Source organism: Shewanella aegiceratis (assembly GCF_019457495.1).
Classification (GTDB): domain Bacteria; phylum Pseudomonadota; class Gammaproteobacteria; order Enterobacterales; family Shewanellaceae; genus Shewanella; species Shewanella loihica.
In genome coordinates, this window is the sequence record NZ_CP080416.1 from 2,994,424 (window position 1) to 3,010,540 (window position 16,117).

The window sequence follows — 16,117 nt, forward strand, 5'->3', positions numbered from 1 at the left end:
TTTGCAGGCCACCTCAACTGATGCACTATTTTGCCTACAAGACGCAGCTCCTTGTCGCCCTCCTCCTCTTTTTGAGCCTGCCAGCGCTGGCGCAGCATACCCCAGCGGCGCGCTGCGGCGTGGCCACAGGATTTCCCCCCTATCAGTTTTCCGCAGGCGGTGAGACCACAGGCTTCGATGCCGACGTGGCCAGGCTGATCTTCAAGCGTCTTGGCATGCCGTTTCAGTTTCGGCAGCAGGCCTGGGATCTGGTGTTCAACGAACTCAGGTTTGGTGATATTGAGCTGATTGCCGGTATGGAGATCAACGCCCTCAGGACCAAGTTTTTCGACTTCACCCGGCCCTATTACTATCGATATGACGTGATCTTCATTCTCGAAGACAACCAGCAGATCACTAAGCTAGAAGATCTTCATAACCAGTTTGTCAGCGGCGATCGCCACTCTTACATAGAGACCCACTGGAAGGAGCTGGGCACACTGTACGATTTTCGCATCATCGCCACCCCGAGCAAGGAGAGGTCGATGCAGCTGTTAAAAGAGGGCAAGATCCAGGCGGCCATCATGCCCAAGGCAGTCGGCCTCTACCTGGCACAGCAGATGGGGATAGAAGTTAAGATACTGGACAACCCGGATCCGGGCTCGCCGGTGGCCTTCGCCGTCAAACGCGGTAATCATCAACTGCTGGCACAGATCGATGAGGCGCTGGAGGCGCTGATCAGCGAAGGCGAGATCCAACGCCTCTATGAGAAGTGGTTCCCCGAACATCCCCAGCGCCATGACGAGAAAGCCGATGAGGTACAGGGCGCACCACTCACCTCATAAATCTATTCACCTCATAAACCTTTTCACCTCTTAAACCTATTCACCTAATGCTCTGACACAGCCCATAAACCCATGCAGCGGTGAGCGCCTCTGACGACCAGAGCATACTCAAGACATTAGGCCATTAAAAAAGCCACCCCAAGGGTGGCTTTTGTATTAGTGCGATCACCTAGGCGGGTATTAATCCCACAGGAATTCGCGAAAATGCTTACGGCAGACGGACTCGTAACTCTCGTTACCGCCGATAGCCACCTGTTCACCCTCTTTCATCGGGCGGCCTTCGCCATCGAGTCGCACCACCATGTTGGCCTTTCGACCACAGTGACATATGGTCTTAAGTTCCACCAGCTTATCGGCCCAGGCTAACAGGTACTGACTGCCACTAAACAGCTCGCCCTGGAAATCTGTCTTGAGGCCATAACAGAGCACGGGAATATCCATCACATCGACCACATAGGTCAGCTGTCTCACCTGCTCCTTGCTGAGAAACTGCGACTCATCGATCAAAATGCAGTGCAGGGTCTGTGCCTGACAGGCGGTTTTAACCATCTCGATCAGGTTATCGTCGCTGGCAAACACCTGAGCATCTGTCTCGATACCGATACGAGACGCCACCTTACCCACGCCGTAGCGATCATCGATCGACGCCGTCATGACCAAGGTATTCATGCCACGTTCGCGATAGTTATAGGAAGATTGAAGCAGTGAGGTAGATTTGCCGGCATTCATTGCCGAATAGTAAAAATAGAGCTGTGCCAAAGCGAGTAGTCCCCTGATTATTGTTATCGAGCGATTCTATCACCATCTTGCGCCAATTAGCAGCGCCAAAGGCCTTAGCATTGGGCGATGCCACACATTATCATGCTTTCCCCTCGCTTTATCCTTGACGGTTAACAAGCTCGAAGCAAAGCCATAGACAAAAGAGTGGAAGGGCAAAGGATAGTTGGAAGGTGAAAGCTTAGAAGACAGACACTCGCCAATAGCCAGCCACTAAGCCTAAAAGGCGAAAAGGCGAAAGTGATTAGAGAGTAACAGGAAAACAAGACAGAGGAATAGGCAAGCTAGAGGCCTATTCCCTCGCTTGCTCGGCAATAGACTCGCTTGCCGCCCCTCTTGACCCTCAGCTCCTAGCCCTTAGCTAGTGGCTTTTGGCGCTTCGTCCTTCCCTATGGTTTTTCGACATTCCCTTTGCCCACTCAGTTGTTCCCTCAAATGTTCCTCCTAATGTCCCAACTAATGTCCCTTCAGGTGTCCCTTCTAATGTCCCCAATGGCCTTTAACTATGCCCCAGGCCAAGATGTTACAAAAATGCAAACCCAAGCTTAATTTAAGCTTAATTTAAACTTAATAAACCTTAAGCAAGTTATTGATTTTAAATAAATTTAACAAAAATGAGATCTACCTCCAAAGAGATACACCTTCCTGTGAATTGGGTCAAATAACCAACAGAGATTTAACAATACACTCATTTTCGAATCGATAGCTTTCGCATCCATTTTCTTTATCGATAGATGCATTAGCGTCGGTTTAAATAATAAATATAACCAGTATCCAAAAGGCTCGGGGTATGTGTTGAGACGAATGCCCTCCCCTGCAAGCAGTCGCCCTAAGGCATCACATCTGGCACTTTGGATCGAACGGAGATGAATGATGAAATTATTCACATCGAAAAGACTCGCCTACCTGGTCGCCGCCGTGCTGACCGGTGCGCTAGTAGGATGCAGTGGAGATGACGGTAAAGATGGTAAAGATGGGGTTGATGGTCAACCCGGCGCACCAGGCGAATCTTGGAAACCGCCGGTAGCTACCAGCTCTCTGGAGAGCTTCGTTAAGGTGATCGACTACACCTTGGGCGAAGGCACCATCAGCTTCGAATTCGAACTTACCAATGAAAACGAAGAGCTGGTCAACGGCCTGATGAACGCCGAAGGTAAAGTCGCCGCACTGACCGACAAAGGCTTTATCAACAACCGTAACGAAAGCCCAATCAACGAAGTGGAAGATAATGTCCACATCGGTGGCGCGGTAACCATGAGCACAGAGGGCGCGACACTGACCGCTCTGGGTGACGGCCACTACCGCTTCGATGCCCCTATGCCTGGGGTCAACGCCGGTACCGAAGGGATCGTCTGGCTACGTGTCGGCGGTAACAGCGAGTCGGGTATCGCCCGCTCAAATGAGATAGTGGTCAACAAGCCAGAAGGCGCCTTCTCGACCACCACGGAAGCCTGTTTCTCCTGTCACGTCGACTACTCGACCAGCCCTAATCGTCACTCAAGCTATGTGTCTCAAGGCATGGATGGCGAAGTCACCTTCGTCGAGGGCTGTATGGCCTGTCACGGCTCGGTGAGCCGTAGTGTGGTGAATGAACAAGGCTTCTCAGTTGGCGGCTACGCCAGAAACACCCTCTCTAAGATAGGTCACATCAACCACCAGGAATTTGAGACCGGCTTTAGCGCCTTGAACTGTAGTTCTTGTCACAGCGAGCCAACCGTCAACGTCAACGTCGCCGGCCCAGGCTGTATCGACTGTCATGACACTGGCGGCATCCCAGGCGATATCGTTCTCGGCAATGGCTCAGATCTGCGTAAGCTACACGAAGCCAAGAGCGCCATCACCTCTAACCAAGCGATCAAGGATAGCTATAAGGTGACTGGCACGGCGCCAGCCTGGTTCCCTGACTCAGGTGCTGCGGGTCAATGGTGTACCACATTGTCGCTGTTTAAGGTCGATGCCGAAGGCAAGGAAACCTTAGTCGATCTACATGAACTGTTTGATGATACCCAGACAATTCATAACCCTGACAAGCCAATTAACTATGTGGGCTCATATCTGCACGGTGTGTATAACGACAGCGTGATTGGCCGTGTTACAGGTGCCTATGATTACAGCTATGACGCAGAGGGTCGCAAGACCATGTGTTTTGCGCAAGATGCTGGCCACGGAAATCCACATGTCGTCGGCTCAACGCCCGATCTGACGGCTTGGGCTGATGCAGGCTTGATGGCCTCACTACGTGTCAGCTTCACCGCCAAAGACTACATGGGCGCCGAATCTGACGTGGTGACTATCCACGGCTACACAGATGTGGCATCGCAAGCCGATGGCGCTGTGACAGCCTACGAGCGTCGTCACAACGTCGGCAGCGAGTCTTGCACTACCTGTCACAACAGCGAAGCCAACTTCCACAAGAATGGTAACTTCGCCGAAGGTGGTCTGGGCTGTGTGGCCTGTCACAACAATGGTCAGGATCGCCGCGCCGGCAACTCTTCACCAGGTTTCGGCCCTATGGTGCACAGCATGCACTGGGGTGTGGGCAGCAAGAGCTTGGATGAGAATGGCAAGGAAGTGTCTAACTCTGCCAGCGTGATCGCACCGCAAACCGGCTGTGTGGCCTGTCACGATAGCGGTGTGGTTGATCTGAAAGCCGTACCAAATCAGTTCATCAAAGCACGTGCCTATGGTGTAAGCAACAAGATGGCCAGCCCTATCACGGCCAACTGTTACGCCTGCCATAACGATGACAGCGCGCTGAACCACATGATGCAAAACGGCGGTACTACCACGGAAGATGTACCGGCTACCGAGTGGTACAAGCTCAGCACCACCGAGTCTTGTGCAACCTGTCACGCCGAAGGCAGCAGTTTTGGTATCGAAAATTACCATAACTTTACCCGCTAACACCTGAGGTGAAAGCAAGGTAATTAAACATTATCCCTAGTTCCAACCAAAGGAGCCCTTCGCCAGGCTCCTTTTTTCTTGGCCCCAGTGCCATTTTCAGCCTGAGTTAATTTACAAAAGCTACATTAACGCCAAACTCGCCCACATAAAAATAACAATCGCAAATCTAAGGAAGTTGTACTAGATGAAATTGAATCTTATCGCCTTTGCCGTCGTCGGCGCCTTATCGACCACACTGCTCCTCAGTGGTTGTCAATCAAGCAGCTCTACCACACAGGCCACCGCCAGCATCGAGGCGCAAAACCCGCTGATGCAGCCAAGCACCCTGCAATATCAGGCCCCAGATTTTAGCCAGATCAAGGATGAGCATTTTAAGAGCGCCCTAGAGCAAGGCATCAATGAGCATTATGCCCAGGTGCTGACCATTGCCGACAACAGCGAGTCTGCCACCTTTGCCAACACTATCGTGGCACTGGAAACCAGCGGCGAGCTGCTGACCCGCGCCTCCAAGGTGTTCTATAACTTAACAGGGTCTAACAGCAACCCGGCGCTGCGTAAGCTTCAAGGCGAGATGGCACCTAAGATGGCCGCCCACTCGGACAACATCCACCTCAACGGCAAGCTATTTGCCCGCATCGATAGCCTGTATAAGAGCCGCAACACCTTAGGGCTGACCGCCGAAGAGGTGCGCCTCATCGAGATCTACCACCAACGCTTCGTCATGGCCGGTGCCAAGCTAACCGAGGCGCAAAAAGCGCAGATACGCCTGCTTAACGAAGAGCAATCTAAGCTTACCAATGAGTTTGGTCAGCGTCTGCTAAGGCTCACCAAGGAGATCGCCGTCGTGGTCGACAGCGTCGATGAGCTAAAGGGACTGTCAGACAGCGAGATCCGCGCCGCCAAGGCCGATGCCAGTGCCGCTGGCCATGAAGGCAAGTATCTCATCAATATCACCAATACCACCCGCCAACCTATCCTGGCCAAGCTTGAAAACCGTGAGCTGCGCCAGAAGGTGTGGCAAGCCTCGTCGACTCGCGGCATGAGCGGTGAGAATGAGACCGCCTCACTGGTTGCCCGCCTGGCACAACTTCGCGCCGAGCGCGCCCAATTACTGGGTTACAAGAGCTGGGCCGACTACCGCCTGACGCCGCAGATGGCCAAGACTCCGGATGCCGTCTACCAGATGTTCGGCTCTATGGTGCCCGCAGTGGTGGCCAACACCCAGAAGGAAGCCGATGATATCCAGGCGATGATCGACAAGACTGGTGGCGACTTCACCCTGGCGCCATGGGACTGGGCGTTTTATGCCGAGAAGGTGCGTAAAGACAAGTTCGACCTTGACGGCGCCGCCATCAAGCCCTACTTCGAATTCAACCGCGTGCTGCAAGACGGCGTCTTCTTCACCCTGGAGCGTCTCTATGGTGTGACCCTCAAGCCACGCCCGGACCTGCCTGTCTACCATGAAGATGTGAAGGCCTACGAGATGTTTGACGCCGACGGCAGCTCGATGGCGATCTTCTACGCCGACTACTTTGCCCGCGAAGGCAAGCGCGGCGGCGCCTGGATGAGCTCCTTCGTGACCCAGTCTAAGCTGCTCAACCAGAAGCCTGTGGTGGTCAACGTGATGAACATCAAGAAGGCCCCAGAGGGTGAGCCGACCTTCGTCAGCTACGATGAAGTCACCACCATGTTCCACGAGATGGGCCATGGCACCCACGGCATGTTCTCTAAGGTGACCTACCCTAGCCTGTCGGGCACCGCCGTGTCCCGCGACTTTGTCGAGTTCCCCTCGACCTTCGAGGAAGATTGGGCAGCCCACCCCGAGGTGCTGGCCAACTACGCCAAGCACTATGAGACAGGCGAGGTGATCCCCGATGAGCTGCTGCAGAAACTGCTGAAATCACGCAGCTTCAACCAGGGCTTCGACACCTTAGAATATATGGCGGCGGCCCTGGTGGATCTCGAGTGGCACTCACTGAGCGCCGATGCTCCACTGCAAGATGTGGCCGAATTCGAAGCCAAGGCGCTTAAGAAACACGGCATCAATATCGCCGCCGTGCCGCCACGCTACAAGTCGACCTACTTTGCCCACGCCTTCCCGGGTGGCTATTCGGCCAGCTACTACGCCTACATGTGGAGTGAGATCCTGGCGGCAGACGCCTTTGCCTATGTGCAGACCCAGGGTGGCCTCAACCGCGAAATAGGCATGAAGTATCGCAAGACCATCCGCGAGGTGGGTAACAGCGTGCCGCCAATGGAAGCCTACAAGGCCTTCCGTGGTCAGGCACCAACCACTGAGGCCCTGCTTCAGCGCCGTGGCCTCAACTAAATCCTGCCTCAACTCACTCCCCAGTAATGGGGAGTCACCCATAAAAAATGCCGCTCGATGAGCGGCATTTTTATATCAATTGAACCTTGATTTGGCGTAGCTGAATTAAGCCGGGCGATTGGCCTTATGGCGCAGCACCAGAACGCTCACTACAAACAGCGCACTACAGGCGGCCAGACCGGCGCCCACAGATTCGGTGAAGCCCAGCACGGTATAACCCACCAAACTGATCCCCGCCACGATAAGGGCATAGGGCAGCTGAGTCAGCACATGGTCTATGTGGTGACAGTTGGCGCCGGTAGAAGACAATATGGTGGTGTCTGAGATAGGCGAGCAGTGATCGCCAAACACGGCGCCCGCCAGCACTGAGGCCAGCATAGGCAACATCATGTTGGTATGGGTGCCCATGGCCATGTCGGCGGCGATAGGCAGCATGATGCCGAAGGTGCCCCAACTGGTACCTGTGGAGAAGGCAGTCAGGCCCGCCAGCACGAACAGTACGGCCGGCAGCAGCGCGAAGGGAATATTACCGGTCGCCAGGCTGGCCATATATTTACCCGTCTCCATCTGGCCTATCACACCGGCGATGGTCCAGGCGAACAGCAGAATATAGATGGCGGGCAGCATAGAGCGGGCACCGGCAATCACGCCTTTAAGGATAAGCGACTTATCCAGCCCCTGACTGACCACCAATACCAAGGTCGCGGCCAGGCCAACCACGGCGCCGAAGAAGAGCGATGAGGCAACGTCTGTCTTCTCGAAGGCACCAATGACGCTAAAGGGCAGATTCTCCACCGCCAGGGCATCGGCACCGCTACCTATCATGAAGTAGATGGTGGCAAACACCAGCACAGTGATCGGCAGGAACAGGCCTAATATCTTGCCAGAATCGGCCTCAGGCAGGTCGCTGTTAGCCCCGGGCGGCAGGCCCTTGGCCTCGTCATACAGGTTACCCTTCTGGGCGTTGAGCTCATGTTGACGCATGGGTCCCACATCCAGCCCCATAAAGGCGACGCAAAGCAGCAACACCAGGGCGAAGATGGCGTAGAAATTCATCGGGATCATCTGAATAAACACGCTCAGATGACCGCTGTCGGTGAAGCCGTGGGCGGTGAGTATGCCGCCGATCAGCGCGATAATGTATGCGCCCCAGCTAGAGACGGGTGAGATCACACAGATAGGCGCGGCGGTTGAGTCCAGCAGATAAGCCAGTTTGCTACGCGAGATATAGTATCTGTCGGTGAGCGGTCTGGCGACACTGCCCACCACCAGGCTATTGAAGTAATCATCGATAAAGACCACGCAGCCCAGGAACATGGTGAGCAGCTTGGCATCACGCTTGTTGCGAATATGCTGGCGCGCCCAATCGGCAAAGGCCTTGGCGGCGCCGCTGACGGTGATCAGGGCGGTGATCATCCCAAGCAGAATCAAGAAGCCCAGCAGATAAACGTTCCAGCTGTTTAGGGCACCATCATCCCAAAACAGGCCCACCACCTGCTGTCCCAGGTATTGACCCATATCCAGCGGTGAAAAGTCGGCAATTAACAGTGCCCCCAGGAGGATCCCCACACCGAGTGAGAGCAGAACGCGGCGGGTAAAGATCGCCAGCAGAATCGCTACCACGGGCGGCAGCAAAGAAAGTGCCGAATCGGCATAACTCAAAGTTGTCATTGTAAAATTTTGTCTTCGTTAAAATACGAATGGAGGGCAACTGAACTGGTGGGATATAGCATGAGATATTACACCTGTCCTATCAGTAGCGCTCCATAGTGATACCCATTCTCGGTATACCTTCCACTTATCAATCCAGATAAGAAGCACTATGGCAGTGCTGCCTCTATTCGATGACAGCCCCAGCGGCAAGCCTTGATCAACTCCACCACTTCGGCACCAAATCCTTTCATATTCGCTTAACGGCATCACCCTAACGAATACTACTGATATTTAATGCACCTCTACGTCTCAGGACGCCTGCCAATGTCACTATCGGCAAACGTGAGGCACATAAAAACACAAGCGGCTTTAAGGACGCTACCTCAAAGCCGCTCCATGTGATCTATATCACACTAAATTTTAGGTGAACACCAAAGTGCTCACCAGGCATTTACATTTTATTAAAGAAGTTCGAGTAGCTTAGGGACTGCCTCGAACAGATCCGCTTCCAGACCATAGTCGGCTACCTGGAAGATAGGCGCTTCTGGATCTTTGTTGATCGCCACGATCACCTTAGAATCTTTCATCCCCGCAAGGTGCTGGATGGCACCCGAGATACCCACGGCGATATAGAGATCCGGCGCGACAATCTTACCCGTCTGACCAACCTGTAGATCGTTTGGCACGTAACCGGCATCGACCGCGGCGCGCGATGCACCCAGTGCCCCGCCCAGCTTATCGGCCAACTGCTCGAGAATCGCGAAGTTCTCTGCGCTGCCCATGGCGCGGCCACCTGAAACCACCACAGAGGCGGCGCCAAGATCGGGACGCTCTGACACTGACAGAGTCTGAGTTACAAACTCAACATCGCCGCTGTATTCGTTGTCCAGGGTCTGCACCGAGGCGCTACCGTCCTGGGCTACCGCATCGAAGGCGCTGGCACGAACCGTCATCACCTTGATGTTGTCCAGGCTCTGAACCGTCGCCATGGCGCTACCGGCATAGATAGGACGCACGAAGGTGTCTTCGCTCACCACTTCGACCACTTCAGAAAGCTGCGCCACATCCAGAAGCGCCGCCACACGAGGCAGCACATCTTTACCTACGCTTGAAGCCGCAGCCAGAATGTGTTGATACTCGCTGGCCACTGAGACGATCAGCTGTGACAGGTTTTCGGCGATGGCATTGGCATAAACGCCGCTATCGGCAACCAGTACCTGACGTACACCGGCAAGCTGCTTGGCACTATCGGCCGCGGCGCCACAGTTATGACCGGCTACCAGCACATCGACTTCACTGCCGATCGCCTGGGCACAAGCCACAACCTTGGCGGTATCGAGTTTTAAAGTCGCATTATCATGTTCTGCTATTACTAGAATCGCCATTTAGATCACCTTCGCTTCATTCTTTAGCTTTTCCACCAGCTCCTCGACAGAAGCCACCATAATACCCGCTTGACGCTCGGCAGGCGGTGTCACCTTGAGCACCTTCTGATGCTGTTTCAGGGTCACGCCCAGGCTGTCTACCGTCACGGTATCGAGCGGCTTACGTTTCGCCTTCATGATGTTAGGTAATTTGGCATAGCGAGGCTCGTTCAGACGCAAGTCTGTGGTGACAATCGCAGGCAGTGGCATCTTAAGGGTCTGCAGGCCGCCGTCGATTTCACGGGTCACCACAAGTTGTTCGCCCTCAACCTTCACCTCAGAGGCAAAGGTAGCCTGAGGCAGTCCAGCCAACGCCGCCAGCATCTGGCCAGTCTGGTTGTTGTCACCATCGATTGATTGCTTACCCAGCATAATCAGCTGAGCCTGTTCATTGGCTTGAATCGCATTAAGGATCTTTGCAATAGAAAGCGGCGCAAGCTCTTCGTCGGTTTCAACATGAATACCGCGGTCGGCGCCCAGCGCCATCGCCGTGCGTAGCTGCTCTTGCGACGCCTTAGGCCCTATGGTTGCTACCACAATCTCGGTCGCAATACCTGCTTCTTTCAAACGTACCGCTTCTTCTACAGCAATCTCACAAAATGGGTTAATGGCCATCTTCAGATTTGCGGTATCGACATTTGTATTGTCAGCGTTAACCCTGACCTTCACATTAGCATCGACGACGCGTTTAACTGGCACCAATACTTTCATAAGGCTTCCTTCTTACGTCTTTATTCTGGATAACAAATAGTGCATAGCGAAACTATCACCAACTTATGCCACTTTACGTGCTGTTGACGTTAACGTCAACAGGAAGTCATCAGCATCTTTGTATCAGATCAAAAACAGCGTGTTTAGGGGGAAGTAAAGGGTCAAAAAGGGGCGAAAATAGAGAAGCTGAAATAAAATTTACATTAAAGCGTCAAATATTCATTTAATTCGTTTGATAAAACCTTTTTTAGTTTCTATTATTAGCCCTGTAATCCTATTTACTATTTTATTTTTAAGCAGGACATAATTAATATGAGCGAATTTCTAGATATATTGACGCATGGTCGTCGCTTTAAAGCTGCTGTTAAAGATTTGTCGGTAGAAGATTTAAAAGATGTAGCGGTTAAGCTTGAAAAAATCATCACCGAGAAAGAGAAGCAAGCAGAAGAAGAAAGCGCGGTTATGGCCGAGCGCAATGCAAAGATAGAAGAGATTCGCCAACAAATGGAAGCTGTTGGTTTATCAATTGACGATTTAGGTACAGTGGCTGCTAAGCCAGCTCCTAAAAAACGTGCTCCACGCCCACCAAAATATAAAATTGAAGTGAATGGCGAAACGATCACTTGGACGGGTCAGGGTCGCACACCAACCGTATTTAAGAATGAATTAGATAAGGGTCGTTCACTCGAAGACTTCCTTATCTAAGCCTAAACGCCCCACTTAGGGCGTCGCAAGCAAAAGCCAACCTCAAGGTTGGCTTTTTTATTTCTACTCTTTATTTGTGATTAAGCGCGTTTTGCCCTTTATGTCGCTCATTTGCCTTGGGCATGTCTAGAGTATTTTATCTATCCTTATTTAGGTCATTCATTTAGGTCATTCTTCTGGGCATTATTCCTTGGTACTATTTCCGTCAAAGTTAGCCAATCAATAGCCTACCCTTTCAGATAACACCTGCCCTAAGGTTTGACATAAACCGATACAGTTCCGCCCTTGGAAATTGTTCATGATATGGGATAATCTTGGGCTACTTTTGATCCCAGCCAATAATAATTAAACTCTATGCGAATCCATTTTCTCTCTGTGAGCGCGATTCTGGCGGCCTGTCTATTGGGGAGTCCGTCGGCGATAGCGAATTCTCAATTAACTGATAACACGCCAAAATTAACCGCGCTGTCCCACGCCACCCTGATGATCGCCCCCGGCGAAACCAGGCAGGATGCCACACTGTTAATTGAAGATAATAAAATTAAAGCCATTATCGCCAACGACAAAATACCCGAGGATGCCTATGTCATCGACATGACGGGTAAGTTGATATATCCCGGCTTTATCGATCCCTACACCAATTACGGTATCGACTTTAAATATGACCAGCAGAAAGTGGCTCGCCCGGTATATGAAATTAAGCGTATCGGTGGCAACGCCGATAATGGTGCCGTGCACGCAGAGAAAGAGTGGTTTAACTATATTTATCCCGACCAGGAAGCGGCGAAGCAATGGATAGATAATGGATTTACCAGCGTACAAACCGGCATGTTGGATGGGATATTCAGAGGCCGGGCGGCGACTGTCTCGCTGGCGCCGTTAAAAGCCAATGATATTATTTATCGTGCAAAATCCAGCCACCTACTCGCCTTCGATAAAGGCAGTTCGATTCAGGATTACCCCAACTCCTTGATGGGCAGTATCGCCCTTATTCGGCAAACTCTGGCCGATGCCAACTGGTATCAGGCCAATATCGATAAAGCCGACTCAGCCACCCAAGAGAAGAACATAGAGTTTAATATCGCGCTCGAACGCCTGGGCGATATAAGCAAGAGCCCTACGGTATTTGAAACCAAGAATTTAAATAACTTACTGCGCGCCGCTCAATTATTAAACGAGTTTAAATTGCCGGCGACTCTGGTCGGCAGTGGCCGAGAATATGCGCGAATCGATGAGGTGAAAGCCAGCGGCTTTAGCATTATTGCGCCGCTCAATTTTCCTGCGGCGCCCAATATTAAAGACAGCGATAAAGAGAGAGAGATAAGCCTGGCTCATCTGCGCCACTGGGAGCGCGCGCCGAGTAATCCTCATGCACTAGAAAACGCTGGTATTCCCTTTGCCTTTACCCAACATGGCATCAAGGCCGACGCCTTCTGGCCTAGACTCAAACAGGCGGTCAAGCAGGGGCTGAGCCAAGAAACCGCATTGGCGGCGCTCACCACAGAGGCGGCAGAAATCGCCGGCATCTCGGCCTTCAGCGGCAAGCTGAAACCCGGCTTCATGGCAGATCTTGTGGTCACCGACGGTGACATCTTTACCCAAGGCAAGATAGTCAGCGTCTGGCTCCAAGGCAGCGAGAACCAAAAGGTACCCCGCGACAGACACTGGCTAAGCCAGGGCTATCAGCTGACCCTGGGCGAACTCACCCTAGATCTGGACTTAGTCGATGACGATAAGCTGAGCGGCACCCTGGCCAGCGGCGAGCAGGAGATCAAACTTAGCGATCTTAAGTATGCCAAGGAGCGTCTCACCTTTAATGCCGATCTCGGCGAGGCGGGTTACCCTGGCATCAGCCGTTTCACCCTCTGGTTCGACGCCCAGGGTATTCACGGCCGTATGCTGGACAAGAGCAATCGCCAACACCCCATAGCTGGTGTGGTGATGGCCAAAGACGCCATTGATGGCAGTGGTGAGAGTGATAAGAGTGATGAACAGAAAGCGGCCGAGTCACCTGCGCCCGAACTCGTCTCTAAGCTGACCAAGCCCAACACCGCCTACGGCCTGACAGCGCAGCCCAAGGCTGAGCGCCTGCATATCAAAAATGCCACCCTGTGGACTTCGAGCGAGCAAGGGGTGCTGGAAGGCTATGATCTGCTTATCCGCGATGGTCGTATCGAGAAGATTGGCCAATCCCTCAAGACGCCATCTGGCTACCAAACCCTGGATGCCACGGGTAAACACCTGAGCGCAGGTATTATCGACGAGCACTCCCACATCGCCCTTAACGGCGGCACCAACGAAGATACCGACGCCGTCACCGCCGAGGTGCGTATCGGCGATGTGATCAACCCAGACGATATCGCCATCTACCGCGCTCTGGCGGGCGGGGTGACCACGGCGCAGATCCTCCACGGCAGCGCCAACCCCATAGGCGGACAGGCCCAGGTGATCCAGATGCGCTGGGGCGAGAGCGCCGAGGCGATGAAGCTCAAGCAGGCCCCCGCCAGCATCAAGTTTGCCCTGGGTGAAAACGTCAAGCAGGCCAACTGGGGCGACAACTACAACCGTCGCTTCCCCCAGAGCCGCATCGGGGTGAAGTCGCTGTTTGAGGAGGCTTTCAACGAGGCGCTCGCCTACGAGAAAGCCCTGGCCGACTATGATCGCCTACGCAGCAGTCAGCAGCGCAAGCAGGTAGCGCCTAAGCCAAACTATCGACTCGAAGCGGTAGCCGAGGTGCTACGTGGCGATCGTCAGGTACACATTCACTCCTATGTGCAATCTGAAATCTTGATGTTCCTGCGCCTCGCCGAGGCCTACAAGTTTAAGGTCGGCACCTTCACCCATATCCTGGAGGGCTACAAGGTCGCCGAGGAGATGGCCAAGCATGGCACCTACGCCTCCACCTTCTCCGACTGGTGGGCCTACAAGTTCGAGGTCTATGATGCTATTCCGCAGAACACTTGCCTGATGCATAACAAGGGGGTGCTCACCAGCATCAACTCGGACGACTATGAGATGCAGAGACGCCTCAACCAAGAGGCGGCAAAATCCATGATGTATTGCGACATGTCGCCAACTGACGCCTGGAACATGGTCACCATCAACCCGGCCAAACAGCTGGGGATCGACCAGCTGACTGGCTCATTGGAAGAAGGCAAGCAGGCCGACCTGGTGCTCTGGAGCGACTCTCCCCTCTCCGTCTATGCCAAAGTGGAGAACACCTGGGTGGGCGGCCGTCGTTACTTCGACCGCCAGCAGGATAAGCAGGCGCAACATGAGGTCGAGCTGGAGCGCGCCGCGCTGATCCAGGCGGTGTTGACCCGGGATAAACCCGAGGTCCCTGGCGAGACGCCAGAAGAGAAGAGCGAGCCCCAGTGGCACTGCGATACCCACTACAACGCCTGGGGCAATACAGCCCTAAGCGAAACAAAAACCAAAAACAGCGCCCACAGCCACGCTTTCATGGAGGCATTCTGATGAAGCAGACACTCTTTGCCCTTAGCCTAGGCCTCTTCTCCTGTGCAGCGCTTGCCCACGACATGGTGCCCGCCAGCGCCCAGAGCCAGCCGATACTGATCCACAACGCCCGAGTTCACACCGCCCTTAACGGCGTGCTGGATGCTACCGACGTACTGTTCGACAAGGGCAAGATAGTCGCCATAGGTCAACAGCTCTCACAAGAGGGTGCCAAGGTGATCGATGCCAGCGGACAAGATCTCTACCCAGGGCTTATCGCGCTGGACACCTCTATCGGCATCGTCGAGGTGGAGATGATGCGCGCCAGCAACGACGCCTTCGAGGTGGGTGACAGCAACCCGCAGCTGCTGGCCGTTAGCGCCTTCAATCCCGACTCAGAGCTTATCCCAACCATCAGGGTCAACGGTATCACCCATGCCCAGGTGGTACCCCAGGGCGATGCCCTGGCCGGTCAGTCCTCTCTGGTCTCCCTCGACAGCTGGACCATAGAAGATGCCCTGGTAAGTACCGCGCCCCAGTTCCATCTCTACTGGCCCGCCATTCGTTATCTCTCCAAAGATAAAGAGGTCGCCGCCAAGCAGCTCAAGGCGCGGGATGAACAGATGAGCCGATTAGCCGAGCAGCTCGAAGATGGTTACCGCTACTATCTGGCTGACAAGGCTGGAACTGTACAGAAGCTGGATAACCGCTGGCAAGCAGCGCTGCCCCTGTATCGAGGCAAGGCGAGCCTGTTTATCCACGCCAATCGCAGCGAAGAGATAGAGCGCGCCATCGCCATGACCCGCCCCTACGGCTTCAAGCTGGTATTTGTCGGCGGCTACGACGCCTGGCGCCTGGCGGATCAACTGGGCGAGATCGGCGCCTCGGTGATCTACAACCGCACCCTCAGCCTGCCGCTGCGCAAGGATGAGCCGGTGGAGATGAGCTTTAAGATCCCAGCCTTGCTGAAACAGGCGGGCGTGCCCTTCGCCATCGGCTTTAGCGGCGACTGGAACGCCCGTAACCTGCCCTTTGCGGCCGGTCAGGCGGCGGCCTATGGCCTAAGCAAAGAAGAGGCACTTAAGAGCATCACCCTGGATGCGGCCAAGATCTTAGGCGTGGATGACATGGGCGCCATCGCCGTGGGTTACCGCGCCAACCTGGTGCTCTCCAAGGGCGACATTCTCGATCCCGCCGCAAGCAAGATAGATGCTGTGTTTATCGACGGTCGCCAAATAGATCTCAATAATCGCCAACAACAACTTTATCAAAAGTACCTAAAGCGTTAGACTTTTGCTTCTAAACGACTCAAAACTGGCCGGTTATTGGCCAGT

General features: G+C 53.7%; 10 protein-coding genes and 1 riboswitch. Of the genes, 6 read left to right on the forward strand and 4 right to left on the reverse strand.

Annotation, left to right across the window (positions count from 1 at the left end; genetic code table 11):
- The first annotated feature begins 20 nt into the window (after positions 1 to 20).
- Positions 21 to 824, forward strand: a complete 804-nt coding sequence (locus K0H80_RS13170) for a transporter substrate-binding domain-containing protein (RefSeq protein WP_220071869.1) — start codon at positions 21 to 23, stop codon at positions 822 to 824.
- A 180-nt stretch (positions 825 to 1,004) separates the two neighbouring features.
- Here the strand turns inward: K0H80_RS13170 and K0H80_RS13175 are convergent, their stop codons facing one another.
- Entirely contained in the window at positions 1,005 to 1,583 is a 579-nt protein-coding gene (locus K0H80_RS13175) for a thymidine kinase (protein WP_144200381.1), read from the reverse strand.
- A gap of 891 nt (positions 1,584 to 2,474) precedes the next feature.
- On the opposite strand from K0H80_RS13175, the gene K0H80_RS13180 reads away from it, so the two are divergent.
- Both K0H80_RS13180 and K0H80_RS13185 read left to right on the forward strand, forming a co-directional pair.
- On the forward strand, positions 2,475 to 4,505 hold the full coding sequence (locus K0H80_RS13180) for a multiheme c-type cytochrome (RefSeq protein WP_220073988.1): 2,031 nt from the start codon (positions 2,475 to 2,477) through the stop codon (positions 4,503 to 4,505).
- Between the two features lie 184 nt (positions 4,506 to 4,689).
- The gene (locus K0H80_RS13185; RefSeq protein ID WP_220071870.1) at positions 4,690 to 6,834 is read left to right on the forward strand and encodes a M3 family metallopeptidase; all 2,145 of its coding nucleotides are present in this window, start codon (positions 4,690 to 4,692) and stop codon (positions 6,832 to 6,834) included.
- A gap of 105 nt (positions 6,835 to 6,939) precedes the next feature.
- Here K0H80_RS13185 and K0H80_RS13190 read toward each other — a convergent pair whose 3' ends face one another.
- The 3 genes from K0H80_RS13190 to K0H80_RS13200 form a co-directional block, all read right to left on the reverse strand.
- Positions 6,940 to 8,505, reverse strand: coding sequence for a Na+/H+ antiporter NhaC family protein (locus K0H80_RS13190; RefSeq protein WP_220071871.1), 1,566 nt, complete (start codon positions 8,503 to 8,505; stop codon positions 6,940 to 6,942).
- A gap of 78 nt (positions 8,506 to 8,583) precedes the next feature.
- A riboswitch (Lysine riboswitch) is annotated at positions 8,584 to 8,800 on the reverse strand.
- Between the two features lie 148 nt (positions 8,801 to 8,948).
- Positions 8,949 to 9,872, reverse strand: coding sequence for an electron transfer flavoprotein subunit alpha/FixB family protein (locus tag K0H80_RS13195; protein WP_011866380.1), 924 nt, complete (start codon positions 9,870 to 9,872; stop codon positions 8,949 to 8,951).
- A complete protein-coding gene (locus tag K0H80_RS13200; RefSeq protein WP_011866381.1) occupies positions 9,873 to 10,622 on the reverse strand; it encodes an electron transfer flavoprotein subunit beta/FixA family protein in 750 nt (249 codons plus the stop codon).
- A gap of 312 nt (positions 10,623 to 10,934) precedes the next feature.
- Between K0H80_RS13200 and K0H80_RS13205 the strand changes: the two genes are divergently transcribed.
- The 3 genes from K0H80_RS13205 to K0H80_RS13215 all read left to right on the forward strand — a co-directional run bounded on the left by K0H80_RS13205 (position 10,935) and on the right by K0H80_RS13215 (position 16,072).
- A complete protein-coding gene (locus K0H80_RS13205; protein WP_011866382.1) occupies positions 10,935 to 11,327 on the forward strand; it encodes an H-NS histone family protein in 393 nt (130 codons plus the stop codon).
- Between the two features lie 354 nt (positions 11,328 to 11,681).
- Entirely contained in the window at positions 11,682 to 14,804 is a 3,123-nt protein-coding gene (locus K0H80_RS13210) for an amidohydrolase family protein (RefSeq protein WP_220071872.1), read from the forward strand.
- The gene (locus tag K0H80_RS13215) at positions 14,804 to 16,072 is read left to right on the forward strand and encodes an amidohydrolase family protein (protein ID WP_220071873.1); all 1,269 of its coding nucleotides are present in this window, start codon (positions 14,804 to 14,806) and stop codon (positions 16,070 to 16,072) included. The genes K0H80_RS13210 and K0H80_RS13215 overlap by 1 nt, the downstream gene beginning before the upstream one ends.
- Positions 16,073 to 16,117: the final 45 nt, after the last annotated feature.

What these genes read in the sequence shown, in the direction of transcription:
- K0H80_RS13170 (WP_220071869.1), top strand. Translation starts at nt 21, where the DNA reads ATGCACTATTTTGCCTACAAGACGCAGCTCCTTGTCGCCCTCCTCCTC.
- K0H80_RS13180 (WP_220073988.1), top strand. Translation starts at nt 2,475, where the DNA reads ATGAAATTATTCACATCGAAAAGACTCGCCTACCTGGTCGCCGCCGTG.
- K0H80_RS13185 (WP_220071870.1), top strand. Translation starts at nt 4,690, where the DNA reads ATGAAATTGAATCTTATCGCCTTTGCCGTCGTCGGCGCCTTATCGACC.
- K0H80_RS13190 (WP_220071871.1), bottom strand. Translation starts at nt 8,505, where the DNA reads ATGACAACTTTGAGTTATGCCGATTCGGCACTTTCTTTGCTGCCGCCC.
- K0H80_RS13195 (WP_011866380.1), bottom strand. Translation starts at nt 9,872, where the DNA reads ATGGCGATTCTAGTAATAGCAGAACATGATAATGCGACTTTAAAACTC.
- K0H80_RS13200 (WP_011866381.1), bottom strand. Translation starts at nt 10,622, where the DNA reads ATGAAAGTATTGGTGCCAGTTAAACGCGTCGTCGATGCTAATGTGAAG.
- K0H80_RS13205 (WP_011866382.1), top strand. Translation starts at nt 10,935, where the DNA reads ATGAGCGAATTTCTAGATATATTGACGCATGGTCGTCGCTTTAAAGCT.
- K0H80_RS13210 (WP_220071872.1), top strand. Translation starts at nt 11,682, where the DNA reads ATGCGAATCCATTTTCTCTCTGTGAGCGCGATTCTGGCGGCCTGTCTA.
- K0H80_RS13215 (WP_220071873.1), top strand. Translation starts at nt 14,804, where the DNA reads ATGAAGCAGACACTCTTTGCCCTTAGCCTAGGCCTCTTCTCCTGTGCA.